Source organism: Nocardia crassostreae, from assembly GCF_001613405.1.
Lineage (GTDB): Bacteria > Actinomycetota > Actinomycetes > Mycobacteriales > Mycobacteriaceae > Nocardia > Nocardia crassostreae.
Map to the genome: position 1 here is coordinate 1 of NZ_BDCH01000033.1, position 24400 is coordinate 24400.

21 protein-coding genes and 4 pseudogenes are annotated in these 24400 nt (G+C 67.9%); 12 read left to right on the plus strand and 13 right to left on the minus strand.

The window, feature by feature from the left end; genetic code table 11:
* A pseudogene (locus NC4_RS30965) lies at positions 1 to 253 on the plus strand (beta-ketoacyl-ACP synthase); the annotation flags it as partial.
* 65 nt (positions 254 to 318) lie between these two features.
* Here NC4_RS30965 and NC4_RS30970 read toward each other — a convergent pair.
* Complete coding sequence (locus NC4_RS30970) at positions 319 to 1668, minus strand: replication-associated recombination protein A (RefSeq protein WP_084529937.1); 1350 nt, start codon at positions 1666 to 1668, stop codon at positions 319 to 321.
* Between the two features lie 122 nt (positions 1669 to 1790).
* Between NC4_RS30970 and NC4_RS30975 the strand changes: the two genes are divergently transcribed.
* Both NC4_RS30975 and NC4_RS39540 read left to right on the plus strand, forming a co-directional pair.
* Positions 1791 to 3452: an alkaline phosphatase D family protein gene (locus tag NC4_RS30975; RefSeq protein ID WP_067545453.1), complete on the plus strand. Its 1662-nt coding sequence runs from the start codon at positions 1791 to 1793 to the stop codon at positions 3450 to 3452.
* Between the two features lie 52 nt (positions 3453 to 3504).
* Positions 3505 to 5148: pseudogene (locus NC4_RS39540) on the plus strand (alkaline phosphatase D family protein); the annotation flags it as partial.
* A gap of 77 nt (positions 5149 to 5225) precedes the next feature.
* Here NC4_RS39540 and NC4_RS30980 read toward each other — a convergent pair.
* Positions 5226 to 6395: a phosphotransferase family protein gene (locus NC4_RS30980; RefSeq protein WP_067545456.1), complete on the minus strand. Its 1170-nt coding sequence runs from the start codon at positions 6393 to 6395 to the stop codon at positions 5226 to 5228.
* A 195-nt stretch (positions 6396 to 6590) separates the two neighbouring features.
* On the opposite strand from NC4_RS30980, the gene NC4_RS30985 reads away from it, so the two are divergent.
* Positions 6591 to 7718, plus strand: a complete 1128-nt coding sequence (locus NC4_RS30985) for a DUF2189 domain-containing protein (RefSeq protein WP_067545460.1) — start codon at positions 6591 to 6593, stop codon at positions 7716 to 7718.
* 3 nt (positions 7719 to 7721) lie between these two features.
* Here the strand turns inward: NC4_RS30985 and NC4_RS44875 are convergent.
* Both NC4_RS44875 and aspS read right to left on the minus strand, forming a co-directional pair.
* Positions 7722 to 8682, minus strand: a pseudogene (locus tag NC4_RS44875) (DUF389 domain-containing protein).
* A gap of 75 nt (positions 8683 to 8757) precedes the next feature.
* Positions 8758 to 10563: an aspartate--tRNA ligase gene (gene aspS / locus NC4_RS30995; RefSeq protein ID WP_067545463.1), complete on the minus strand. Its 1806-nt coding sequence runs from the start codon at positions 10561 to 10563 to the stop codon at positions 8758 to 8760.
* Positions 10564 to 10681: 118 nt separating this feature from the next.
* Between aspS and ypfJ the strand changes: the two are divergent.
* Both ypfJ and NC4_RS31005 read left to right on the plus strand, forming a co-directional pair.
* Positions 10682 to 11605: pseudogene (gene ypfJ / locus NC4_RS31000) on the plus strand (KPN_02809 family neutral zinc metallopeptidase).
* Positions 11606 to 11752: 147 nt separating this feature from the next.
* A complete protein-coding gene (locus NC4_RS31005) occupies positions 11753 to 12319 on the plus strand; it encodes a hypothetical protein (protein WP_157555336.1) in 567 nt (188 codons plus the stop codon).
* Here the strand turns inward: NC4_RS31005 and NC4_RS31010 are convergent.
* The gene (locus tag NC4_RS31010; protein ID WP_067545469.1) at positions 12283 to 12807 is read right to left on the minus strand and encodes a pyridoxamine 5'-phosphate oxidase family protein; all 525 of its coding nucleotides are present in this window, start codon (positions 12805 to 12807) and stop codon (positions 12283 to 12285) included. The two genes, NC4_RS31005 and NC4_RS31010, sit on opposite strands and share 37 nt — an antisense overlap.
* A 127-nt stretch (positions 12808 to 12934) precedes the next feature.
* Between NC4_RS31010 and NC4_RS31015 the strand changes: the two genes are divergently transcribed.
* On the plus strand, positions 12935 to 13486 hold the full coding sequence (locus NC4_RS31015) for a GlxA family transcriptional regulator (protein ID WP_067545472.1): 552 nt from the start codon (positions 12935 to 12937) through the stop codon (positions 13484 to 13486).
* 67 nt (positions 13487 to 13553) lie between these two features.
* Here the strand turns inward: NC4_RS31015 and NC4_RS31020 are convergent, their stop codons facing one another.
* Positions 13554 to 14201: a hypothetical protein gene (locus NC4_RS31020; RefSeq protein ID WP_218021346.1), complete on the minus strand. Its 648-nt coding sequence runs from the start codon at positions 14199 to 14201 to the stop codon at positions 13554 to 13556.
* An 18-nt stretch (positions 14202 to 14219) separates the two neighbouring features.
* Here NC4_RS31020 and NC4_RS31025 point away from each other — a divergent pair, with 18 nt between their 5' ends.
* Positions 14220 to 14405: a hypothetical protein gene (locus tag NC4_RS31025; protein WP_157555337.1), complete on the plus strand. Its 186-nt coding sequence runs from the start codon at positions 14220 to 14222 to the stop codon at positions 14403 to 14405.
* Here the strand turns inward: NC4_RS31025 and NC4_RS31030 are convergent.
* The 6 genes from NC4_RS31030 to NC4_RS31055 form a co-directional block, all read right to left on the minus strand.
* Entirely contained in the window at positions 14399 to 14728 is a 330-nt protein-coding gene (locus tag NC4_RS31030) for a hypothetical protein (RefSeq protein ID WP_067545478.1), read from the minus strand. The two genes, NC4_RS31025 and NC4_RS31030, sit on opposite strands and share 7 nt — an antisense overlap.
* An 11-nt stretch (positions 14729 to 14739) precedes the next feature.
* Complete coding sequence (locus NC4_RS31035) at positions 14740 to 15372, minus strand: hypothetical protein (protein ID WP_067545482.1); 633 nt, start codon at positions 15370 to 15372, stop codon at positions 14740 to 14742.
* Between the two features lie 44 nt (positions 15373 to 15416).
* On the minus strand, positions 15417 to 16514 hold the full coding sequence (locus tag NC4_RS31040; RefSeq protein ID WP_067545485.1) for a 2-oxoacid:ferredoxin oxidoreductase subunit beta: 1098 nt from the start codon (positions 16512 to 16514) through the stop codon (positions 15417 to 15419).
* Positions 16514 to 18466 (minus strand): 2-oxoacid:acceptor oxidoreductase subunit alpha, encoded by a 1953-nt coding sequence (locus NC4_RS31045; protein WP_067545488.1) that lies wholly within the window; start codon positions 18464 to 18466, stop codon positions 16514 to 16516. Before NC4_RS31045 ends, NC4_RS31040 begins: the two co-directional genes overlap by 1 nt.
* Before the next feature lie 111 nt (positions 18467 to 18577).
* Entirely contained in the window at positions 18578 to 19594 is a 1017-nt protein-coding gene (locus NC4_RS31050; RefSeq protein ID WP_067545637.1) for an Rv2578c family radical SAM protein, read from the minus strand.
* A gap of 31 nt (positions 19595 to 19625) precedes the next feature.
* A complete protein-coding gene (locus tag NC4_RS31055; protein WP_067545491.1) occupies positions 19626 to 20618 on the minus strand; it encodes an NAD-dependent epimerase/dehydratase family protein in 993 nt (330 codons plus the stop codon).
* A gap of 147 nt (positions 20619 to 20765) precedes the next feature.
* On the opposite strand from NC4_RS31055, the gene NC4_RS31060 reads away from it, so the two are divergent.
* Together NC4_RS31060 and NC4_RS31065 are read left to right on the plus strand one after the other, a co-directional pair.
* A complete protein-coding gene (locus tag NC4_RS31060) occupies positions 20766 to 21152 on the plus strand; it encodes a type VII secretion target (RefSeq protein ID WP_067545494.1) in 387 nt (128 codons plus the stop codon).
* A complete protein-coding gene (locus NC4_RS31065; protein WP_067545497.1) occupies positions 21139 to 22701 on the plus strand; it encodes a hypothetical protein in 1563 nt (520 codons plus the stop codon). Before NC4_RS31060 ends, NC4_RS31065 begins: the two co-directional genes overlap by 14 nt.
* A gap of 4 nt (positions 22702 to 22705) precedes the next feature.
* Here the strand turns inward: NC4_RS31065 and NC4_RS31070 are convergent, their stop codons facing one another.
* Entirely contained in the window at positions 22706 to 23344 is a 639-nt protein-coding gene (locus NC4_RS31070; protein ID WP_245722051.1) for a nitroreductase family protein, read from the minus strand.
* Positions 23345 to 23349: 5 nt separating this feature from the next.
* On the opposite strand from NC4_RS31070, the gene NC4_RS31075 reads away from it, so the two are divergent.
* Together NC4_RS31075 and NC4_RS31080 are read left to right on the plus strand one after the other, a co-directional pair.
* Positions 23350 to 23808, plus strand: coding sequence for a MarR family winged helix-turn-helix transcriptional regulator (locus NC4_RS31075; protein WP_067545639.1), 459 nt, complete (start codon positions 23350 to 23352; stop codon positions 23806 to 23808).
* 60 nt (positions 23809 to 23868) lie between these two features.
* A complete protein-coding gene (locus NC4_RS31080) occupies positions 23869 to 24342 on the plus strand; it encodes an RrF2 family transcriptional regulator (RefSeq protein WP_369690803.1) in 474 nt (157 codons plus the stop codon).
* Positions 24343 to 24400: the final 58 nt, after the last annotated feature.

Consider the following 24400-nt stretch of genomic DNA (forward strand, 5'->3'; position numbering starts at 1 on the left):
CCCCGCGATCTACGCCCCCAAATCCGCCCTCGGTCACGCCATCGGCGCCGCCGGAGCACTCGAATCGGTGCTGACCGTCCTGACCCTCCGAGACCAGGTCATCCCGCCCACCTTGAACCTCGAAAACCAGGACCCGGCAGTCGATCTCGACATAGTCGCCACCGCCCCCCGCCCAATCCGAATCGACTACGCCCTCAACAACTCCTTCGGCTTCGGCGGCCACAATGTGGCCCTCGCCTTCGGCCGGGCCTGAACCACACGAGATTTCGGCACACAGTGCACGATTGCAGCGCGGGCGGGGTTGCGCGATGCGCCGGACTACTTGCCGCGGACGATGCGGCGCAGTTTGGTGACGCGCGGGCCGACCTCGCGTTCATAGCCGTGATCGGTGGGCTGGTAGTAGTCGGTGCCGATCAGCTCGTCCGGTGGATACTGCTGGGCGAGAACGCCGTCCGGGTGGTCGTGGGGGTATTTGTAGCCCTTGGCATTGCCCAGTTTCTCGGCCCCGGCGTAGTGGCCGTCCCGTAGGTGCGGCGGGACGGCGCCCGCTTTGCCCGCGCGAATATCGGCCATGGCCGCGCCGATGCCCTTGACGACGGATCCGGATTTCGGGGCGGTGGCGATGTGAATGGTGGCCTGGGTCAGGGCCAGTTGGGCTTCGGGCATGCCGACGAGTTGGACGACCTGGGCGGCGGCGACGGCGGTTTGGAGGGCGGTGGGGTCGGCCATGCCGACTTCCTCGCTGGCCTGGATCATGAGGCGGCGGGCTATGAAGCGGGGGTCCTCACCGGCGCTGATCATGCGGGCCAGGTAGTGGAGGGCCGCGTCCACGTCGGAGCCGCGCAGGGATTTGATGAAGGCGCTGATGACGTCGTAGTGCTGGTCGCCCGCGCGGTCGTAGCGGACGGCGGCCTTGTCGACGCTGGCCTCGACCAGTTCGACATCGACGGCGCCGTCGAGGGAGGACTCGGCGGAGGCCTCGAGGGCCGTGAGCGAGCGGCGGGCGTCGCCGCCCGCAATCCGGATGATGTGGTCGAGGGCGGCGTCGGTGACCTTGTACTCACCCGCCAGTCCGCGCGGATCGGCGATCGCCCGGGTGAGCACGGCGCGAATATCGTCCGCGGACAAGGACTTCAGTTGCAGGACCAGGGAGCGGGACAGCAGCGGGGAGACCACCGAGAAGGACGGGTTCTCGGTGGTGGCGGCGACGAGCAGGACGATGCGGTTTTCGACCGCGGCCAGGAGGGCGTCCTGCTGGGTCTTCGAGAAGCGGTGAACCTCGTCGATGAACAGGACGGTCTGCTCGCCCGCGGTGAGGCGGCGGCGGGCCAGGTCGATGACGGCGCGGACCTCCTTCACAACGGCGGACAGTGCGGAGAGGGCTTCGAAGCGGCGGCCGGTGGCTTGGGAGAGCAGCGAGGCGAGGGTGGTCTTGCCGGTGCCGGGCGGACCGTAGAGCAGAACCGACGCGGCGCCGGACCCTTCGATGAGACGGCGCAGCGGGGAGCCGGGGCCGAGGAGATGTTCCTGGCCCACGACTTCGTCGAGGGTGCGCGGGCGCATGCGCACGGCCAAGGGCGCGAACCTGTCACCCGTGGTCGGCTTGATCACCTCGAACTCCTCGGACACGGCCGCCGATCCGGGCGCGTCGAACAACCCATCACTCACCCGCACGACCCTACCGACGGGCCCCGACAGGTCCGAGCGCGCAGGTCCGAGCCGGTATCGATTTACTAACTGTTCATCTGTCCAGTTTGCTTTCGGAGTGCCGATCGGATTGAATCTGTGGCGTGCGCCTCCCCGAGATCAATTCCGCCCGCATCGATCGCCGCACAGCGATCAAGGGCGGCACCGCCGCAGTCCTGCTGACCGGCGCCGCGGCCGCCGCAGTCACCGCACTCGACAGCACCGTCGCGCGCGCCGAGGCCTCGGTCTTCCGGCACGGCATCGCCTCGGGCGATCCGCTGCCCTCCGGCGTCATTATCTGGACCCGGGTGACGCCCTCGGAGGACGCGCTCCCGGGCTCCGGCGCGGGCGCTCCGGTGACGGTGCACTGGGAGCTCGCGCGCGACGAGAGCTTCGGATCCGTCGTCGCCTCCGGAACGCATACCGCCACAGCGGATTCCGATCACACCGTGAAGGTCGACGTCACGGGCCTGGCGCCAGGCAGCGACTACTGCTATCGCTTCACCGCGCTCGACCAGACCTCCCCGATCGGCCGCACCCGAACGGCCCCGGCCACCGGCGACACTCCGGACCGCCTGCGCTTCGGCGTGGTCTCGTGCGCCAACTGGGAGGCCGGATTCTTCAGCGCCTACCGGCATCTGGCCGATCGCGGCGATCTGGATGCCATCGTCCATCTCGGCGATTACCTCTACGAGTACGGCAATGGCGAGTACGGCGGCCGCAATGGCTCGGTCCGGTGGCACCAGCCCGCGCACGAGATCATCTCGCTGGCCGATTACCGAATCCGGCACGCACAGTACAAGACCGACCCGGATCTGGCGAACCTGCACACCCTGCTGCCGTTCATCTGCACCTGGGACGATCACGAGACCGCCGACGACACCTGGTCCGGCGGCGCGGAGAACCACAATCCGGGCGACGGCGACTGGGAGACCCGCTGCGAGGCCGCCCGCCAGGCGTATCTGGAGTGGATGCCGGTGCGCGCGGGCGCCGATCGCCGCCTGTACCGGCGACTGCGCTTCGGCACTCTGGCCGAACTGTCCATGCTCGATCTGCGCAGTTACCGCAGCGAGCAGGTGCACGCCGGTCCGGGCTGGCGGCAGGTCGACGACCCCAACCGCACCATTACCGGCAAGGACCAAATGGATTGGGTGACCAATGCTCTGGTCTCCGCCCCGGTGCGGTGGAAGCTGGTCGGCAATCCGGTCATGATCTCCCCGCTGGTGTTCCCGCCGCTGGATCCGGCCAGCACCGCCGCGCTGACGGAGCTGATCGGCATTCCGGATGCGGGCATTCCGGCCAACCTCGACCAGTGGGACGGCTACACCGCCGACCGGCAGCGCCTGCTCGGCGCCATCACCGACAATCAGGTCTCCGATGTGGTGTTCCTGACCGGCGATATCCACACCTCGTGGGCCGCCGACGTCCCGACGGTGGCCGCGACCTATCCGGCCTGTCGGACCGCGGGCGTGGAGTTCGTGGTGCCGTCGGTGACCTCGGATTCCATGGGGGACATGACCAAGACCCCGCCGCGCACCGCCTCGCTGATGGCCGAGGGCGCCATCCGGGGCGTCAACCGGCACCTGGGCTATATCGAATTGGATTCGCACGGCTACGGCGTGCTGCACGTCGATGCCGAGCAGGCCCAGATGGACTGGTTCTACGTCTCCGAGGTCTCCAATCCGAATGCCGGTGTGCGCCACGGCGCCTCGTTCGCGGTGCGCCGGGGGGGACGCCTGGAACCGCGGCCCGGACCGATCGTGTAGTTCTCCCCACCTTCCGGTAGCGCCCACTCCGAGTACAGGGTTCGATACATCCGTGAAACAAAACTCCAATGTTTCAATTCCTTCGGGACCGGGTGGGCTGAGCCGCCGGAGCCTGTTCAGGACCACCGCGACGGCCGCCGCCGGAGCCACCCTGCTGTCGGCGGCCCCGGCGCACGCCGCGAGCCCGGTATTCCGGCACGGCGTGGCCTCCGGTGATCCGCTCCCGACCGGTGTGATCATCTGGACCCGCGTCACGCCGTCCGAGACCGCCACGCCGGGTTCCGGTCTCGGCGAACCGGTTCCGGTGCGCTGGGAGGTTGCCGCCGATGCCGCATTCGGCGCGGTGGTCGCCTCGGGTGAGGTCACCGCCGCCGCCGAGTCCGATCACACGGTCAAGGTGGACGTCCCCGGCCTGTCGGCGGGCAGCGACTACTTCTACCGATTCACCGCGCTCACAGCGGTTTCCGCCACCGGCCGCACCCGCACCGCACCGGCCGCGCAGGACTCCCCCGACCGCCTGCGTTTCGGCGTCGCCTCCTGCGCGAACTGGGAGGGCGGCTATTTCGGGGCCTATCGGCATCTGGCCGCACGCGAGGATCTCGACGCCGTCATTCATCTGGGCGACTACCTCTACGAGTACTCCCGTGGCAAGCATCGCGGCCTGCTGCCGCTGGTGCGCGAACACGATCCGGTCAACGAGATCGTGTCGCTGGCCGATTATCGAATCCGTCACGCCCAGTACAAAACCGATCCGGATCTGGCGGCGCTGCATGCCCGGTATCCGTTCATTGCCATCTGGGACGATCACGAATCCGCCAATGACGCCTGGGCTGGCGGCGCGGAGAATCACGATGCGAGCGAAGGCGACTGGCAGGCCCGCCGCGCCGCCGCCATGCGGGCGTATCTGGAGTGGATGCCGGTGCGCGCCAATGGCAGCGGCGTGAACGCCCGGCTGTACCGGCGATTCCGGTTCGGCACGCTGGCCGAGTTGTCCATGCTGGATCTGCGCACCTACCGCGATGAACAGCTGCCCGCGGTCGCGGGTTGGCGCGAGACCGAGGATCCGAATCGCTCCATTACGGGCAAGGACCAGATGGATTGGCTCACCGCCGGTTTGGCGTCCGCGCCGACCCGCTGGAAGCTGGTCGGCACGCCCGTCATGTTCGCGCCGCTCCAGCTGCCGACCACGAATCCGGCCGTGGCGGCCGCCTTCCAGGCCGTCATGGGCACGCCCGAGTCCGGTATCCCGATCAATCTGGATCAATGGGACGGCTACGCCGCCGACCGGCAGCGGCTGTTCGATACCATCACCGCCCACGACATCTCCGATGTGGTCTTCCTGACCGGCGATATCCACACCTCGTGGGCCGCCGACGTCCCGGTCGACACGCGCGAGTATCCGCAGGGCCGGGTCGCCGCGACCGAATTCGTGGTGCCCTCGGTGTCCATGGCCAGCATCGGCGAGATCATGCACACCCCGGCGCGCACGGTCTCGCTCGGTCTGGAGCAGGCGGTCAGGAACCTCAACCCGCACCTGCACTACGCCGAACTCGACTCGCACGGCTACGGCGTCTTCGAGGTCACCGCCGGGCAGGCGCAGATGGACTGGTACTACGTCACGGCGGCCTCGGATCCGAATACCGGTGTCCGCCACGGCGCCTCGCTCGGCGTGCGCAGCGGTGCCGGGCGTGTCGAAACACGGCCCCGGACCGGTGAACTGAACAAACGCCCTGAGAGCTCGAAGGACCGGCCGCGCGACCGCGGCCGGTTCTCCTACTCCTCCCAGTGCTCCTCGAGCGTGGCCGACACATGCTCGGCGAAATCACCCAGCGGATCGTCGCCGGTGCAGCGCGCATCCTCGGCGAGCGCGGCCCACCGGTTGATGAGCGCCGCCGAGCGCGGAATCGACAGCCCGTGCTCGCGCGCCGAGGCAATGCGCGAATGATCGGCGGGCAGGAACCAGAAGGTGGACAGCCACACCCAGATGAGGCGCGCCTCCAGAATCCGCTCCGCCAGGACCTCGTCGTCGGCGAGGGATGGCCAGACCGCCACGACCTCGGAACGCCAGGCCTCCACCATCTGGCGGGCGCGTTCGCGGGACAGTTCGACATCGCAGAGGCAGCCCGGGAAGGACACCAGAGGATAGGCGATATCGAGGGTGGCGTCGCGGAAACCGCCCCATTCGTAGTCGAGGAACCGCGCGCCTTCCTCATTGAGGATGACATTGTCGGGGCACAGATCCGAGGGGCTGAAGGCGCGATGCCGACCGGCGGAGAACAGCCGATTACCGCGCACGATGCGCTCGGCGATCTCCCCGGGCACCTCGATGCCCAGTTCCCGCTGCAACATGATGGGCACCTCAGCCACGGCCGATTCGGCCTGCTGGGCGATGCCGTCCACCCGGTGCACCACGTCGACGCGGCGTAGCAGGGCCACGAAATCGGCCTCGCGGCCGACGGTCGCGGCGTGCATGCGGCCCAGTGCCTGCGCGAATGCCATGAGCGCATTGCGCCCCGCCGGTTCCACGCCCGCCTGCAGCACCTGGGTGAGCGAGGTGTTCTCGCCGAGGTCGCTGAGAATGAGCAGGCGGTCGGGCAGGCTGTAGCCGAGCAGGTACGCACCGGGTCGGTGGTCACGTCCCAGTGCGGTGGTGAATTGGTACGACACCGCCTCCCGCAGGAAGGCGGAATCGATACTGGCTACGCCGGGCGCCATACCGCCGGTGCGTCGTTCCTTGGCTCCGACGCGCACCTGCTTGATAATGAGCGTGCGCGGAAGTGAAAAGGCGTTCTCCGCAACACGGACGCGTAGCACCGTCGTCCTACCACTACCGCTGAGTTCCATAGGATCGCTCAGCTTTACCGGAGCACCCATTCGCTTTGTGAGCAACTGTTGTGCCGCGGACACGACTTCGGCGGCGCGTTCGGCCAATAGTGCGGTCATCGCGTCCCAAGTTACTCGCTCCAGGTCACTTTCAGCGAGCGGTTGCGCAACCTTTCGCGCGTCGTCCGGCGTGTCTTTGTGAAGGGTTTGCCCACGCGGCGCTGGTTGCTTGACACAACCGTGGAGGTCTAGTTATCTCATGTTCAACTGCCGTGCGCCACACCGTAAACCGGAAAATGTGAAAGGCTCGCGACCATGACCGGCACGCCGCCCTCCGCACCGAACGATCCCGCCGGCGAGTTGCCCGCCGAGGAGGGTGGCTCGCAGCACGCCTCCCGGGCCGTTCGGCACCAAATCCCCGAGCCCGCAGCGCATTCCGCGCCACCGGAAGCGCCGCCCGCGCACGGGCGGCACGAGTTGCCTGGCCGGGCGGGGTACCCGCAGTTCGAGGGTCCGGGCGCCGCGCAGTACGGCAGCGAACCCGTCGAGCCCCCGCCACCGCTGCCCCCGCAGTCGGGCGCGCCGGGCACTCCCCCGGGCTATTCCCAGCAAACGCAACTGCCGCCGGGCGCCATGCCGCCGGGCAGTGTTCCGCCACCGGGTGGCATGCCGCCGCCGGGTGGCATGCCGCCGCCGGGCGGTCTGCCGCCGCCGGGCGGTCTGCCGCCGCCGGGCGGTCTGCCGCCGCAGCCCGGCTTCGCGCCGGGGGGCGGGATGCCGCCGCCGCAGGTTCCCGAACCGGCCGTTCCGTATCAATCCAGCGAATCCTTCGATGTCGGCCGCGCCCTCGCCTACGGCTGGGAACGCTTCCGCCTCAATCCGATTCCCTGGATCGGCATGGGCCTGCTCGGCCTGATCGCCTGGCTCACGGTCACCTTGCTGGTGCGAGTCTTCGATGTGGGGTCGGTACCGGCGGTACTGATGCTGTTCGCGGTCGCCACCCTCATCGTGTGGCTGCTGCAGGCGGCCATGATCCGCGGCGCGCTCTATGAAACCGACGGCACCCCACCGGATTTCCCCGCCTTCTTCGGCTTCGTGAATGCGGGCAGCGTGCTGCTCACCGCGCTGCTCGTCTTCATCGGCGCGCTGGTCGCCTCGCTGGCCCTGGTGTTCCCGGCGGTCATCGTGGGCGTGCTGTGCATGTTCGCAGTGCATTTCGTCATCGATCAGGACCAGGATCCGGTCACCGCCATCAAGTCCAGCGCCCAGCTGGTGATCCGCAATCCGGTGCCCACCGTACTGCTGGCACTGGCGGTGCTGGTGATCACCGTGGTCGGAATGCTGTTGTGCGGATTGGGTTTGCTGGTGGCCGGTCCGGTGTCGGCCATTGCCATCACCTACGCCTACCGCACCCTCACCGGCGGCCTGGTGGTGCAGGTCTGAGCGTCAGCGCGCCTCGGACAGCCACCACCGCTTCAACCGGTCCAGTGCGCCGCCGCGCTTGCCGTAGTGCGGCCGCACCCACAGCACGACGACGCCCGCCACCACGATGCCGACCATGTTCACGGCCAGCTGGCCGATGGACATGAACGCCTTGTGCCATTCCCCCACGGTGGCCGCCACCACCGCGAAACCGGCCGCCGGAATAGTCGTGACCGAGATGAAAACGCCCACCAGTGCAGCCGATTTCGGTGTCATGAGCGCCAGCATTCCGGCCGCGCCCGCCAGCAGCGCGACCACCACCGAGAACGGCCCCACCTTGTAGATGAAGTCCACATTGTGGATGCTGTCCATGCCTTCCCGAGTGATCCAGCCCCAGGTTCCGGAACAGCAGGGTGGCCAGCCAGGCGATGACCATGGCCACCGGGAAGCCGACCAGCAGGGCCAGCGAGGAATGCGCGGCGAGCCGGAAGTCCTTGCTCACCAAGGCGACCGCGGTTCCGGCCAGCGGCCCGAACTCGGGTCCGACCACCATCGCCCCGACAATGGTCACCGGCGAGTCGGTCGCCACGCCGACCACCGCGAGCAGGCAGGCGATGGTGATGAACGCCAGATACGAGGGCGTGAGCGTGGACGCCTCCCCGGTCTGCGCGACCAGTTCCTCCCACACCACCGCATCGGAGGGACTGCCGGGCGCGGCCTCGACCGCCTCGTCGGCGACATCGGACAGCACGGTGTCGATCTGCTCGAGGCCGGTGCCGCCGCTGTGCGTGATGCCGAGATCGGTGAGACCTTCGAGCACCACATCGGCGGATTCGCGCGCGAGCATGCACTCGACCAGATCTCCGGCCGGATCCACCGCGGCGCCGCGCTGCACCGTGACGAGCGTCGCGCCCGGATCGGCGTGCAGCACGGCGAGTGCGGCATCGGTCGTGTCGGCCGGACAGATCACCCGGACGTGCAGCACCCATACCCCCTTGTGATCAGCGGGTTTACCGATATCGGGCGATACCGGCCGGGTGCAGCTTATCCGGGTGAATGCCTACTTCCCGGTTTCCTTGCCGTTGTCCTTGATCGGCTTGCCGTCCGCGTCGAGCTTCACGTTCAGCCCCGCCTCCTGGCGCTGCTGCAAGGTGATCGGCGCGGGCGCCTCGGTGAGCGGGTCGACGCCGCCGCCGGACTTCGGGAAGGCGATGACCTCGCGAATGGAGTCCACACCGGCCAGCAGCGCGGTGATGCGGTCCCAGCCGAAGGCGATGCCGCCCATGGGCGGGGCGCCGAAGGAGAAGGCGTCGAGCAGGAAGCCGAACTTCTCCTGGGCCTCGTCGTGGTCGATGCCCATGACCTTGAACACGCGTTCCTGCACGTCGCGGCGGTGGATACGGATGGAACCGCCGCCGATCTCATTGCCGTTGCAGACGATGTCGTAGGCGTAGGCCAGGGCCGCACCAGGATCAGTGTCGAAGGTGGCCAGATGCTCGGGCTTGGGCGAGGTGAACGCGTGGTGCACGGCGGTCCAGGCCGAATGGCCCAGCGCCACATCACCGCTCGCGGTGGCGTCGGCGGCGGGCTCGAACATGGGGGCGTCCACGATCCAGACGAAGGCCCAGGCGTTCTCGTCGATGAGGCCGCACTTGCGGGCGATCTCACCGCGCGCCGCGCCGAGCAGGGCCCGGCTGGGCTTCTGCTCACCGGCGGCGAAGAAGACGCAGTCACCCGGCTCCGCGCCGACCTGCTTGGCCAGACCCTCGCGCTCGGCATCGGTGAGGTTCTTGGCGACCGAGCCGCCGAGGGTGCCGTCCTCGTTGAAGGTGATGTAGGCCAGGCCCTTGGCGCCGCGCTGCTTGGCCCATTCCTGCCAGGCGTCGAACTGGCGGCGCGGCTGCGACCCGCCGCCCGGCATGACGACCGCACCGACGTAGGGAGCCTGGAACACGCGGAAGGACGTGTCCTTGAAGTACTCCATCATCTCGGTGATCTCGACCTCGAAGCGCAGGTCGGGCTTGTCCGAGCCGTAGCGGCGCATGGCCTCGGCGTAGGTCATGTGCGGGATCGGGGTCGGGATGTCGTAGCCGACCAGCTTCCACAGCGCGGCCAGGATGTCCTCGGCCAGCAGGATGACGTCTTCCTGCTCGACGAAGCTCATCTCGATGTCGAGCTGGGTGAATTCGGGCTGGCGGTCGGCGCGGAAGTCCTCGTCGCGGTAGCAGCGCGCGATCTGGTAATAGCGCTCGATGCCGCCGACCATGAGCAGCTGCTTGAACAGCTGCGGGGACTGCGGCAGCGCGTAGAAGGAGCCGGGCTGCAAACGCGCGGGCACCAGGAAGTCGCGGGCGCCTTCCGGGGTGGACTTGGTCATGGTCGGGGTCTCGACCTCGACGAAGGCGTGCTTGCCCAGCACATCGCGGGCGGCCGCGTTGACCTTGGACCGCAGTCGGATGGCGTGACCGGGGCCTTCGCGGCGCAGGTCCAGGTAGCGGTACTTGAGGCGGGCTTCCTCGCCGGGCTCGTCGTCGAGCTGGAACGGGAGCGGCGCGGCCTCGTTGAGCACCTCGAGGTCGGTCACATTGACCTCGATGGCGCCCGTCGGGAGATTCGGGTTCTCGCTACCGGCCGGTCGGTTCTCGACCACTCCGGTGACCTTCACGACGAATTCATTGCGCAGCTTGTGGGCCTGTTCGGCAGGCACGCCCTCACGGAACACGACCTGCGACACACCCGACGCATCGCGCAGATCGATGAAGATCACGCCACCGTGGTCTCGCCGCCGGGCCACCCATCCGGTGAGGGTGACGGTCTGACCGGCGTGCTCGCTTCGCAGCGAACCAGCCAAGTGGGTGCGCAGCACGGGATTCCTTTCGACGGGCTCGAAGCACCACGGGGTCGGCCGGGTGCGCTCTTATCGTAGAGAGACACGTTTGACTAGAGGAAACCGATATCCGCGCCGCCGTGCCAAGCTATGAGCCATGACCTTCAACGAGGGCCTGCCAATCGACCCGGACCGGGTGCGAAGCGGTGGCGGCGGGCCGGGCATGGGCCGCGGTATGGTCCTCGGCGGTGGCGCCCTCGGCATCATCGCGCTCATTGCGACGCTGCTGCTCGGCGGTGATCCCAGTAAGTGTGCTGGGGCAGTTCACCGGTGAGCAGGCGCAGCAGGAGGGGACCGTCGCCGGGACGCCCGACCACTGCAAGACCGGCGCCGACGCCAATAAGTACGTGGACTGCCGCGTGGTGCTGACGGTGCAGAGCCTGGACTCGGTGTGGGGCGCCGAACTGGCCAAGCAGACCGGCACCCGCTACACCGATCCCGCGGTGCGCCTGTTCTCCGGCGTGATCAGCACCGGCTGCGGCCGCGCCTCCTCGGCCGTCGGCCCCTTCTACTGTCCCGCCGATCAAACCGCCTACTTCGACACCGCCTTCTTCCAGGAGCTCAAGGACCGCTTCGGTTCCAGCGGCGGCCCCCTCGCCCAGGAATACGTGGTCGCCCACGAGGTCGGTCACCACATCCAGAACCTGCTCGGCGATCTGGGCCGCGCCCAACGCGATCCACAGGGCCCCGAATCCGGCGCGGTCCGCACCGAACTCCAAGCCGACTGCTACGCCGGATTCTGGGCCTACTGGGCCGACAAGCTCCCCGCCCCGGCTCCACCACCCCCTTCCTCCAGCCCCTCACCGAGAACGACGTCCGCGACGGCCTCTCCGCCGCCTCGGCCGTAGGCGACGACCGCATCCAGGAAAAGGCCACCGGCCGCGTGAACCCCGAAGCCTGGACCCACGGTTCGTCCGAACAACGCCAGAAATGGTTCCTCTCCGGCTACAAAACCGGCCAGGTCGCAGCATGCGACACCTACACCGCGCGCGATCTCGACAACCCGCCCGCCCTGCGCTGACCACCCACCCGAGACCGAACCCCCACACACCGCGCCGCATTCGGCGCGGTGTGTTTCTGTCGGCGTGCCCAGGCGCCTGCCCACTCTGGCACGAGGCAGAATCACCGGCGGCGGGCGCATGCCCGCAATGGGATTCGGAGGATGCGAATGCGAAGACTGGGTGCGAGAAGACAATTCGGGCAGGTGCTGCGGCGTGGGGCGGTGGTGGCGCTGGTCGCTGGTGCGATGTGCACCGGCGCAAGCGGTTTCGCGGCTGCCGACGATCCGGCGTTGATGCCGCCCGAGACCACCGCGCCCGCGCCCGCCACCACTCCGGCGGTAGCGGCGACCACCGTATTCACGCTGACCACCATGCCCAATGGCTGGCAGGCCCGCCTGGATCTTCGCCCGGTTCTCGAAATCCGCTCCGACGGGACCGCGGTGAAGCGGCCCGACGGCGGTCCGCAGGAAATCCAGGGCAGGGTCCCGGCCGAGGTGACCACCGCGGCCGCGGGTGAGATCCGTGCTCTCTCGCTGGTGGATCTGGGCACCCCCACTGTTACCGATCAGGGCAATTTGATCCTCGACTTCATGCCCGTTCCGCCGGATTCGGATGTGCACCTGATCGTGTACGCGCCCGAATCCGCCGAGGGTTTGACCGATGAGCAGAAGGCGGCCCGCGCCCGCTTCGCCACGGTCTACGACAAGTTGCTCAACTCCTTCGTCGCGGGCTGATTTCGCGCGCCGGGATCGGCCTGCCAGATGCGGCTGCGCAGGTCCCGGCCCCGGATCACCTGGATCCGCCACGGCTCGAGGCGCAGCACCCGGAGTTTGGGGTCGTCCGGGGAAGTCCAGAACTGCCCGAGGTGGTAGCCCGCGCCCCGGGGACTGGTGCGGCGGTACAGATCCCACACGTGTTCCTTGACCGCCAGGTCCTCCTCGCCAACCGCTACCGCGTCGATGGCGACCGAATTGTTGCCCGGGGCCCAATACGAGAAGTTGGTGTGCGGATTGCGCGCCAGATGCGCCTCCTTGACCGGGGTCCGATAGGTGGCCAGCCACCCCAGCGGCGCCCCATCCACGTTCTCCCACACCGGAATCAGCACCCGGGTGCGCGGCCGGTTCTTGGAATCGACGGTCACCATGGTCGCGTAGTTGATGGCCCCGACGTAGCTGTTGAACTCCGACTCGAGCTCGGCGAATCGCCCGACCTTCTTGCTCATGCCCGCAATCTCCCTGCGACGTACTGCCTTCGATGTCCTGACAGCAACCAGATTCGCAGTCTCGATCTTCCACAACCAGTGACACCAATGCCGGGTATCACCAAATTCCTGCCATATCCTGACGGGCATGAGCGCCGGTTCCGTCGCCCTCGTCGTCCCCGCCGAAATCGGGTTGTCGTCCTGGGACATGTACGAGTTGAGCATCCCCGCAACAATTTTCGGCCGCCCCCAGCCCGACCTGTCCCCCGACTGGTACAGCCTCCGCCAGTGCGGAACCACAGACCGCCCCGGCGGCCAAGCCCAATTCATCGACCTCTCCATCCCCGCCACCGACGACCAAACCCTCACCCCCGTCCTCGATTGGGCCCGAGCCAACCTGGACCAGCCCCTCACCATCGAAGACCTGGCCCGCCGCGCCGCCGTGAGCCCCTGTACCCTCTACCGCCGCCTCCAGGAATCAACCGGCACCACTCCCCTCCAATGGCTCCTGAACCAACGCCTGTCCCGAGCCCAAACCCTCTTGGAGACAACACATCTCTCAATCGAGAAGGTCGCAGCCCTCAGCGGCCTGGGCACCGCCAACAACCTCCGCCACCACTTCCTCAAACAAATCGGCATCTCCCCCACCGACTACCGCCGCGCCTTCCCCTGCCCACCCGACACCCCCGCCCCGGTGTGAAACATCGTTGACCGGGAACTGGTGGCGGCCCCTTCTCGGCGTTTGCCGCCACCAGTTCCCGGTCGTGTCAGGGCGCGGGGATGTCGACGGCGATTTCGCCACCGAGTTCGTAGCCGTCGGTCAGGCGGAGGTTGCCGCCACTCCAGAATCTGCCCGGGTCATACCAGTTCGGCCGCTTCTCGGGTAGCAGCCCCATGGACTGGTAGGTCATGGCGACGATCTCCGCGCAATAGGCGTTCTCCAGACCCGCTTCGGTGTCGCGCGGGCGCTTCGGACGTGGAACTCGGCCACGTAGCCACCGCCCGGCGAGCGCGCTGGTCGAGGGGAACGGCATGCCATCCAAACGGGCCACCGTGCGAAGCGCGGCATCCTCCATGTCGCGGGTGACGGGCCGATCCAGTTGGCGGAGCCAGGCTTGTTGTTCGTACTCGCCAGTCCACCGCAGGACAGCGGCGCGCAGGTCGTGCAGTTGGGCGCCCCGGTGGTGGTTCCCCGACCAGATATCCGGCAGCGCCCGGCCGAGCTCGGCATGCCAGATGAGGGCAGGCAGGTCATCGAGCACCAAAGCCATGCCGACGTGGTTGACAGGACTGTTGGTCAGCCCGCGTATCGCACGGTCCGCACCGGAATGTCCACGAAACAACCAAAGATCACCGGTCCGAGTGAGCTCGACCGCTTCATCCAAACCGATCCTCGACAGCGCTTCACGTGGCACGCCGACTACCCTATGCGCATGCGCTGGTGGAAAGTGCTCGGCTTGGCAGGGGCCGCGGGTGTCGCCGCAACCGGAGTAGTCATCGTCCGGTCCGAACGAAAACGCCGCGCCTACACCCCGGACCGGGTCCGAGACCGCCTACACGCCCGCCTGGACAATCACTCCGCCCCCGCCGAGCCAACCGGAGACGGCACACATCACTGAGGCCGCGCCGCCGCCATCGCGGCCGCGACCGACCCGACATGAAGCTCGACCACCATGTCATCACCCTCGCGGCGGCCGCGTTCGGAGATAGCCAACCCGATCAGCGCCAGTTCCGCAGCACGCTCCCGCAGGGCGTGCTGGTCAGGGGTTTCCGCACCGAGCTCATCGGTCTCGTCCCGATTCCAGGCAGCCACAGCCGCCTCGGCCAGCCCCAGCGGCAGGCGAACCGACACGAGGCCGACTCGAGGTGCGATCGACTCGCCGATCGCGGCGAGCACCTCCGAATCCTCGCGGTATCTGGCGTATGGCCCCTGCTCGGTCACAAGCGGGCAGCCTACGCGGTGGGCGAGCCGGTGTGGTTCGACAGGACGTCGAGCCAGGGGTGTCCGGGATGTGCCCGGGACAGCCAAACGGACAGGCGGGAGCGCTGCGGTCGGTCCATGGCGGGGAGCACATGGCGGAAGTCCGATTCGTCTTTGGGGCGGCGGGATTTCGCTTTGAACAGCAGTGCTACCTCGGGGGTCAGGTAGGGGATGCCATCGGAGGTGCGGAGAATCAGGTCGGCGTGGGGCAGGGTGATCGCGGGATCGCGGCGGTAGACCCAGCGATCGCCGACGTGCGGTTCGCGGAATACGTCCAGGCGGTACCGGCCGATCGCCGGTTCGCGGAGCCAGGTCTGGTGGTGGGTGTGGGACTGCTCGGGAAACGGCCAGGCGTGCCCGTCGCCGATGACATCCCATTCGTAGCCGGGGAATGCCGCCATGATCTCGGTGAATCGAGCTCGCGGAACCCCGATTTCGAGATCGGAGTGGTCGCGTCCGAGGCCGCCTACGAACAGATCCAGCGCCCACCCGGCGGCGACATACCAGCACGGCCGGGTGTGCGACAGGCGTTCGGCGGCTTCGGCGGGAGTCCATGCGTGCCAGAGCCGCTCGCATTCCTCGGCGGGCAGCGGACGGGCGGGCATGCGGATGAGACTCGAGGTGCGATGTCGTCTGCGGCAATCACCCGTCAGATCGACGCGGCTGTCGAGCCGACCGTCCATGTTTCGCGGCCGGTGAGGAGGGATTGGAGGGAGTTCTCCTGTAGTGGTTTGTCTTCGGTGGCGGTGTGGAGTTGGGTGCGGACGCCGTCGTCGTAGGTGGGGCGGGTGATGCTGCGGAAGACGCCGGTGACCACGTGTTCGAGGTTCTGGTCGGAGAGGCGGGAGAGGGCGTAGGCGTATTCGGGGGTGTCGGAGTAGGCGTCGTGGATGACTATGTCGGATTCGGGGACGGTGTCGGCGCGGGCTACGCGGAGGCCGAAACCGTTTCGGACGACGGCGAATTCGCGGTCGGCGCCGAAGCGGATGGGGTCGCCGTGGCGGAGGCGGATGAGGTGGGATTCGGCGTTCTCGCGGCGGAGGGCGTCGAAGGAGCCGTCGTTGAAGATGGGGCAGTCCTGGAGGATTTCCACGAAGGAGGTGCCGCGGTGTTCGGCGGCGGCGCGGAGGACCTCGTTCAGGCCGGTGCGGTCGGAGTCCAGGGCGCGGGCGGCGAAGGTGGCTTCGGCGCCGAGGGCGACCGAGAGGGTGTTGAAGGGGTGGTCGACCGAGCCCATGGGGGTGGACTTGGTGACCTTGCCGGTTTCGGAGGTGGGTGAGTACTGGCCCTTGGTCAGGCCGTAGATCCTGTTGTTGAACAACAGGATTGTCATATTGACATTGCGGCGCAGGGCGTGTATGAAGTGATTGCCGCCGATGGAGAGGGCGTCGCCGTCGCCGGTCACCACCCATACCGAGAGGTCGCGGCGGGTGACCGCCAGGCCGGTGGCGATGGCGGGGGCGCGGCCGTGGATGGAGTGAATCCCGTACGCCTCCAGGTAATACGGGAACCGGCTCGAGCAGCCGATGCCGGAGACGAACATGAGATTCTCGCGGTTCAGGCCCAGTTCGGCGAGGAAGCCGCGCACGGTCGCGAGGATGACGTAGTCACCGCAGCCGGGGCACCAGCGCACCTCCTGATCGGAGGTGTAGTCCTTGGCCTTCTGCGGGCCGTCGGCGGTCGGGACGCCGGACAGACCGGTCAGGCCGAGATCGGCGCCGACGAGCGGGTTTTCGAGGATTGTCATCACTTACCCCCTGTGGTGAGATAGGTCGCCCGCGCCCGCGCGGCGAAGGCTTTGCTCTGTTCCATCTCGGCGATCGAGCCATCAAGGGCCGCGTCGATGACACCGACCAGTTCCTGCGCGGAGAAGGCCGTCCCGGCGATCTTGGTCCACGGTTGCACGTCCACCAGATAGCGGGCGCGCAGCAGCATGGCGAGCTGACCGCCGTTCATCTCCGGCGCGACCACGGTGCGATAGCGGCGCAGCACCTCACCGAGGTTGGCCGGGAACGGATTCAGATGCCGCAGATGCGCCTGCGCCACCGGCACCCCGCGCCGCCGCGCCCGGCGGCACGCCTCGCCGATGGGCCCGTAGGAGCTGCCCCAGCCGATGAGCAGCAGTTCCGCGCGCTCACCCGGATCGTCCACCTCGAGATCGGGCACGGCGATACCGTCGATCTTGGCCTGCCGCAATCGCACCATGAGCTCGTGATTGGCCGGTTCGTAGGAGATATTGCCGCTCCCGTCGGCCTTTTCGAGCCCGCCGATGCGATGTGCGCGCCCCTTGGTGCCGGGCACGGCCAGCGGCCGGGCCAGGGTCTCCGGATCGCGCGCGTAGGGCTGGAACGAATCGTCCTGCTCGCCACCGGGCTCGAATCCGGGATCGATGCGCGCCATCTGGTCGACCTGCGGAATCGCCCACGGCTCTGAACCATTGGCAATGGCCCCGTCGGAGAGCAGCAGCACCGGCGTGCGATAGGTGAGCGCGATGCGCGCCGCCTCCACGGCGGCGTCGAAACAGTCGGCGGGCGAGCGCGGCGCCACCACCGGCACCGGCGATTCGCCATTGCGCCCGTAGAGCGCCTGCAGCAGATCGGCCTGCTCGGTCTTGGTGGGCAGTCCGGTGGACGGCCCGCCGCGCTGCACATCGATGATCACCAGCGGCAGTTCGGTCATGACCGCCAGCCCGATGGTCTCGCTCTTGAGCGCCAGCCCGGGCCCGGAGGTGCTGGTGACGCTGAGCGCACCGCCGAGCGACGCGCCCAGCGCCGCACCGATTCCGGCGATCTCGTCCTCGGCCTGGAGGGTGGTGATGCCGAAGTTCTTGTGCTTGCTCAGCTCGTGCAGGATGTCGGAGGCCGGAGTGATCGGATAGGTGCCCAGGAATACCGGCAGACCGGACAGTTGCCCGGCGGTCACAATGCCGTAAGCGAGGGCGGTATTACCGGTGATCTGCCCATAGGTGCCCGGTGGCAACGTCGCCGGAGCAATCTCGTAGGTGGTGGCGAATGCCTCGGTCGTTTCGCCATAATTCCATCCGGCGCGAAATGCCAGGATATTCGCTTCGACCACATCCGGTTTGGCCGCGAATTTCTCCCGCACGAACTGTTCGGTGCCGCCGATGGGCCGCCCGTACATCCAGGACAGCAATCCCAGCGCGAACATATTCTTCGCCCGCTGCCCATCCTTTTTGCCGACCCCGGTGGGTTCGGTCGCCGCGAGCGTCAGCGAGGTCATGGGCACCTTGTGCACCACGAAATCGGTCAGCGTGTCATCGGTGAGCGGATCACCGGAGTACCCTACCTTGGCCAGATTCCGCTTGGTGAATTCATCGGTGTTGACGATGAGCGTGGCCCCGCGCGCCAGGTCCTCCAGATTCGCCTTGAGCGCAGCGGGATTCATGGCCACCAGCACATCGGGCTGGTCACCAGCGGTGAGGATGTCGTAGTCGGCGATCTGGATCTGGAAGGAGGAGACGCCGGGCAGGGTGCCCTGGGGTGCGCGGATCTCGGCCGGGAAACTCGGTTGCGTGGCAAGGTCGTTGCCGAATGCGGCGGCCTCGTGCATGAACCGATCGCCGGTGAGCTGCATGCCGTCACCGGAATCGCCCGCGAAGCGAATTACGACCTTTTCCAATTTCTCTGCGGCGGCGCCGTTTCCGGCCGCCGCCACCGGGTTGTCATGCTGCGAAACCATGCGCCTGCATCACTTCCTCGTCGAGTCAGAAGTACCAACGCCAAACTACCCCGCTCTATTCGCGACACACCGGCGAAAGTGAGCGGTAGAACGCAGAGATTTACACCGGCGTCAGGCGAACAACGCCAGCTGTGGGTCGGGCGTATGCGATTCGGCGGCACGCACCTCGGGTTCGGCCGGTCGGTCGCGGTTCAAGCCGTGCTTGTCGAGCAGCGGCTCGATACGGCCGCGTAGCCACGCAGAATACTCCGGAGTGACCGAAGTACCGCGACCATACAGCTGCCGGTAGCGTCGCAGTAGCGCCGGGTGCGCTTCGGCGAGCCAGTCCAGGAACCAGCCGCGGGTACTCCCGCGGAGATGCATGGGGAAGGCGGTGACGCTGGCGGCCCCGGCCTCGGCGATGGCCCCGATGAGCTCGTCCAGATGCGCCTTGGAGTCGGTGAGATACGGAATGACCGGGGCGACCATGACATTCACGGCGAATCCGGCGTCCGCGAGGGCGCGGATCAGCTCCAGGCGCGCCTTGGGCGAGGGCGTCCCGTGCTCGATGGCCCGATGCAGTTCGGGATCCAGAATGGCCAGGGAGACGGCCAGATGCACCGGCACCTGCCGCGCCGCCTGGGTGAGCAGCGGCAGATCCCGGCGCATGAGCGTGCCCTTGGTGAGAATCGAGAAGCCGGTGCCCGATTCGGTGAGCGCGCCGATGATGCCCGGCATGAGCCGGTAGCGCCCCTCGGCGCGCTGATAGGGATCGGTATTGGTGCCCAGCGCCACGGGTTCGCGCCGCCAGGACCGCTTGTGCAGCTCCTTGCGCAGTATGGGCACCACATTGGTCTTGACCACGATCTGCGAGTCGAAGTCGTTGCCCGAGTCCAGATCCAGGTACTCGTGCGAGCCGCGGGCGAAGCAGTAGCGGCAGGCGTGCGAACAGCCGCGCATGGGATTGACGGTCCAGCCGAAGGGCAGCGACCCGCCCTCGGGCACCTTGTTCAGCGCGCTCTTGCAGAGCACCTCGTGGAATGTGATGCCCTCGAACTCCGGTGTCTGTACGCTGCGTACGAGACCGGCACGTTCGAGCCCGGGCAGCGCGCCGTCATCGGCGTCGAGGGTTTGGCTTTGCCAGCGCACCACCCAAGTCGAACATTTGTTCTATCGACTGTCAAGCAATCTTCTGCGTGTCGGGCGTGATCGTCCGCCCGTTGTAGAAGTCGATCAGATCGCTGACCGTCTCCTCGGCCGATCGCGGCTGATATCCCAACTCGCTCTTGGCCTTCGCATGCTCGACCACCGGCGCCGACAGCAGCGCGCCCATGGACGCCTTGGAGATGCGGTCACTGCCGAGCGCCTTGGACACCGGCTCCAGAATCGGCATGAGCACATTGATGACCTTCGGCGGAATCGCGAAGGCGGGCTTGAGCCGCCCGTTGTACTCGGCCGCGAACCGGGTGATCTCCAGCATGTTCACGAAATTGCCGCCTAGCAGATAGTTCTCGCCGGTCTTGCCGCGCTCCCCGGCCAGCACCAGGCCCTGCGCCACGTCCCGCACATCGACCAGGTCGAAGCCGCCGCCGATCATGACCGGGGTGCGCCCGCGCGCGGAGTCCCACAGAGTGACATTGATGCGCGAATCGGAGTGGTCGATCAGCCCGTACACACCGGTCGGATTACAGATCACCGCATCCAGGCCCGCATCGATGACCTTGCGCAGCTCGACCTCGCCCTGGAACTTGGAGCGGTCGTAGATCGGCAGATCCGGGTCGATGGACCGCGGCGCGCGCTCGTTGATGACGCCGCCGCAGGTGTACTGGTTGAACGCGTGAATCGAGCTGGTGTGCACCATGCGCCGCGCGCCCACCGCCTTGGCGGCCTCCGCGACCACCCGCACGCCCTCGGTATTGACCCGCCAGGCGAGGTCGTTCTTGTGCGCCAGGGTGATGAGCGCGACGAGGTGGTACACGACCTCCGCGCCGCCGAGCGCACTGCGCATCGACGCGGGATCGAGTACATCGCCGGAAACCCAGGTGACACCCGGTTCGCTCGCACCGGTGGGGCGGACGCGATCGATGGCAGTCACCTCGTGACCGCGATCCGTAAGCAAGCGAAGCAAATTGGTGCCAAGGAACCCGGCAGCGCCGGTGACTGCGACCTTCATGGCAAGAAGAATATAGAACTTGTTCTAATTTGCAACAACGTCCGGGACAAGTTCCGGCCTCGGTGTGGGGCCGGACGGCACGCCGAGCTGGACGAACGATGGGTTATATTCGGCACCGCATGTCCACGACGATAGGGGGGGCACATCATGGCCGATCTCTCGGTCGACACCACCGCGGTCCGCACCTTCGCCGCGACCCAGGACGGCGTCACCGCCGACATCGCCGCGACCGGCGGCCTCGACACGGTATCCCACGTCGCCGCCATGACGCCCGTCTTCGGCCTCATCGGCGCGGACTTCCTGGCCAGCTTCGCCGTGGCCGAGCTACTCCACGACAAGGACATCACCGCTCTCTCCGCCCGCTTCGCCCACGTCGGCCAGGCCGCCTGCGGCTCCGCCGCCACCTACGACGCCGCCGACGCCGACTTCGCGGGCGGCCTGAACTCCATCACCGGGCAACTCGGGGGGGCAGGCATGAATCCCCGGCGCGGCGTGAGCACCGAGCATCCCGGGGGCCCGCATGCGGTTCTCTGACGACGGCGTGATCGGGCATATCGCCCCGGCCCATCCGATTCCCGGTGAGTCCGCCCTGCCCGCGGCTGTGTCCGGCATTCTGCTCGACCCGCCGCTCGGGCAGTTGCCCGAGGATGTGGCCACCTTCGAGCCGCCCGCATTCGCCTTGTCCCGCAAGGAGATCGAGCAGGGCGGCTCGCCGCTGAGCGGCGGTACGCCGCACGGGCTGCCGGGCACATCGCAGGGTGACGACACTTATGCGGCGTCGGTGCTCGAGGGTCCGCTCTCCCCCGCGCTCGATGCCGCTCACAACGTGCTGGGGGGTGCGCAGCAGGCGCTCGGCGAAGCGCAGGGAATGCTCGGCACTGCGCAGGCCGCGCTGAACAATGTTCCCGGCGCACTGAATGCCGCGCAGGCCGCGCTCACCCAGGCCGGGCTGAACCCGGCCGCGCTGCCGCCCTTGCCCGCCGATCCGGTCGGCGATCTCATGAAGGGCCTGGCGCTGCCCGCCATCCCGGGGATGGACGCGCTGTTCAAGCCGTTCCTGGATTTGATCAACAGCTTCGGCACCGGCGTGCTGGGCCAGCTCAACCCCGCTTCGCTGCTGAGCCAGGGTTCCAAGCTCATCGAAGGCGCCATGAGCGTCGGCCAGGGCGCGTTCAAGACCGTCGAGCAACTCTGGCAGGGCCAGGCCTCGCGCAATGCCCAGGCCGCGGGCCAGCAGGCGCAGAACCACGGCCAGGAGACCACTCAGCGCGGTTTCGACATCTCGGCCGTCACCGAACAGGCCGCGGCCGTGGTGCAGCGCGGCAATATCCAGCTCACCGCCATCGCCCAGTCTTTCGCCGCCCAGGCCACCGCCCTCGCCCCGGTCATCATGACCCCGCCCGCCCAGACCGCCCTCATCGCCTCCGCCACCCAGCACCTGGGCTCGGCCATGACGGTCGTCAACATCACCCGCGGCGAACTGGCCGGATACACGGCGCAACTCAATGGCGTGGTCGCCCAGCTACTCGGCCAGGGCGGCGGCCCCAACCCCGCCGAAGTGGCCCAGTCCCTCGCCCAGAATGTCGGCCAGCCGATCCTCGAACAGGCCAAGGGCCTACTCCAGGGCGGCGGTTCCCCCACCGGCCCGTTCGGCAGCGACCCGACCAGAACCGGCCCGAGCGATGTCGACACCAAGGCCGCCGGACTCGGTGGCGGTGGTGGAGGCGCCGGTGGCGGCGGTCTCGGTGGCGGCGGCCTGGGCGGCGTCGCGTCGACCCCGGGCGGCCCGGGCTCCTCGATCCCCGGCGGCAAAACCCCGGCGGGCGCCGCGAGCCCCTTCGGCACAGGCACCGGCGGCCTCCCCGGCATGGGCGGTGCGGGCAGCCCCGGCTTCATGGGCTCGCCACACGCTGCGGGCGCGGGCCAGCGAGGCTCCGATCAGGAGTACTCACGCACGGTGGTCCCGCACCAAAGCCGTTCCGGCGAAAGCGAACTCACCGGCAATCTGGGCGATGCCGCCCCGAATGTGATCGGCGAGACCGAGGACGAGGTGACCGGCGACTACGAGACCGATCAGTCCTGACCGATCACCAGGCATTCCAGTGCAGCACGTCCTCGCGCGGAATGCGCTGGGCGGGACGGAAATCGGCGCCCACGGTGTAGGCGAGCGGAATGAGCGCCGCGAGCATGACCCGGTCGTAGGGCACGCGCAGCACCTCCGCCAGCTCCCGCTCCAGCGGCGCCTGCGCGGTCGTCCAGACGGTGCCGAGCCCGCGAGCGCGCGCGGCCAGCATGAAGCTCCACACGGCTGGAAGGATGGACCCCCAGGTTCCGGCCTGCTCGGGCACACGCACATTGTCGGTGCGCCCTTCGACCGCGGGAACGACGATGGCGGGCACGCGATTAATGTTGTCGTAGAGATAACCCAGCCCCTCGGCGATCTTCGGCCAGGAACCGTGCGCGTTCATGCGGTACACATCGCGTGCGGTCAGCGGCGTACCCTCGGCCAGCTGCAGCGCCCTGCGATAGATATCGGCGACGGCCGCGCGCTGCGCCTTCTCGGTGACCACCAGGAAATGCCAGCGCTGGCGATTACGACCGGTGGGCGCCTGAGTGGCGAGGTCGACGCATTCCTCGATCAGCCGTCGCGGCACCGGCCGGGTGAGGTCGAGGCGTTTGCGCGCCGCGCGGGTGGTGGACAAGACCTCGTCGGCGGACAGGTTCAACGACCATGTCGAGGACCGATGAACGCGCACAAGACGCTTATCTCCCCCGGCTCGCCGCGGAACGCCCGGACATCGCGCTGTGCCGCGCGTCGGCGGTGGTGGCTCGCGCGGCCGATGCCGCCGCACTGAACAGCGGCCTGGGGGTCGGGCAGCATCTGGTGCTGAAAATGCTCGCCGCCGTGGGGCCGCGTTCCCAGCAGGCGCTCAGCGCCGATCTGCGCATCGACCGCAGTGTCATGGTCGGCATTGCCGATGGTCTGGAGAAGTCCGGATACGTTCGCCGCGAACGCGATCCATCGGATCGGCGCGCCTATGCGGTGACCATCACCGAGCCGGGCCGGACTGCGCTGGCCGCCGCGGAGCGGATGATTCCCGGATTCCTCGACGACACCTTCGCCGCTCTCACCCGCGCCGAGCGCGAGCGGCTCACCGAACTGCTGGGCAAGATCCTGTTCGCGGACTGAAGGTTTCGATCCTGCCGCTGCATCGACGTATTCGGGACATGTAGTATCCCTTTTATGTTGATGAGCGAGGGGGTCGAGTGGGGTTTGCACTGCTGCATGGTGCTGGCGTGGCTCGATGATCGGGCGCCGATTCCGACGGCCAAGTTGGCGGAGGTGTTCGAGTTGCCGCCGGAGTATCTGAAGAAGCGGTTGCAGCCGTTGGTGCGGGAAGGGATTCTCGGGTCCACAGCTGGATCGCGTGGGGGGTATCGGTTGGCGCGGATGCCGGAACGGATCACCTTGATGGATGTGGTCGGGGCGGTCGAAGGGCGGACGGAAGCGTTCCGGTGCACCGAGATCCGGCGAAACGGTGCGGGTGCGACGGCGGCGCGATCGGAGTTCGCGAAGCCGTGCGGCATTGCCACGGCAATGCGGCGGGCGGAGTTGGCGTGGCGGCGCGAGCTGGCGAATCAGACCATCGCGGACTTGATCGCCGACGCTCCCGCCACTGCGCCGCTGCGGGCGCGCCGCTTCTATGAGCGCCTCACGACATAGCGGCGAGTACAACGCTCGTAATGACACCCGGCCCTGCGGGGCCGGGTTTTTTCGAAGG

Coding starts and splice junctions, on each gene's coding strand:
- NC4_RS30980 (WP_067545456.1), bottom strand. CDS start 6,395: ATGACCGCACTATTGGCCGAACGCGCCGCCGAAGTCGTGTCCGCGGCA.
- NC4_RS30985 (WP_067545460.1), top strand. CDS start 6,591: ATGACCGGCACGCCGCCCTCCGCACCGAACGATCCCGCCGGCGAGTTG.
- NC4_RS31005 (WP_157555336.1), top strand. CDS start 11,753: ATGCGAAGACTGGGTGCGAGAAGACAATTCGGGCAGGTGCTGCGGCGT.
- NC4_RS31010 (WP_067545469.1), bottom strand. CDS start 12,807: ATGAGCAAGAAGGTCGGGCGATTCGCCGAGCTCGAGTCGGAGTTCAAC.
- NC4_RS31015 (WP_067545472.1), top strand. CDS start 12,935: ATGAGCGCCGGTTCCGTCGCCCTCGTCGTCCCCGCCGAAATCGGGTTG.
- NC4_RS31025 (WP_157555337.1), top strand. CDS start 14,220: ATGCGCTGGTGGAAAGTGCTCGGCTTGGCAGGGGCCGCGGGTGTCGCC.
- NC4_RS31035 (WP_067545482.1), bottom strand. CDS start 15,372: ATGCCCGCCCGTCCGCTGCCCGCCGAGGAATGCGAGCGGCTCTGGCAC.
- NC4_RS31040 (WP_067545485.1), bottom strand. CDS start 16,514: ATGACAATCCTCGAAAACCCGCTCGTCGGCGCCGATCTCGGCCTGACC.
- NC4_RS31045 (WP_067545488.1), bottom strand. CDS start 18,466: ATGGTTTCGCAGCATGACAACCCGGTGGCGGCGGCCGGAAACGGCGCC.
- NC4_RS31055 (WP_067545491.1), bottom strand. CDS start 20,618: ATGAAGGTCGCAGTCACCGGCGCTGCCGGGTTCCTTGGCACCAATTTG.
- NC4_RS31060 (WP_067545494.1), top strand. CDS start 20,766: ATGGCCGATCTCTCGGTCGACACCACCGCGGTCCGCACCTTCGCCGCG.
- NC4_RS31065 (WP_067545497.1), top strand. CDS start 21,139: ATGCGGTTCTCTGACGACGGCGTGATCGGGCATATCGCCCCGGCCCAT.
- NC4_RS31075 (WP_067545639.1), top strand. CDS start 23,350: ATGTCGAGGACCGATGAACGCGCACAAGACGCTTATCTCCCCCGGCTC.
- NC4_RS31080 (WP_369690803.1), top strand. CDS start 23,869: ATGAGCGAGGGGGTCGAGTGGGGTTTGCACTGCTGCATGGTGCTGGCG.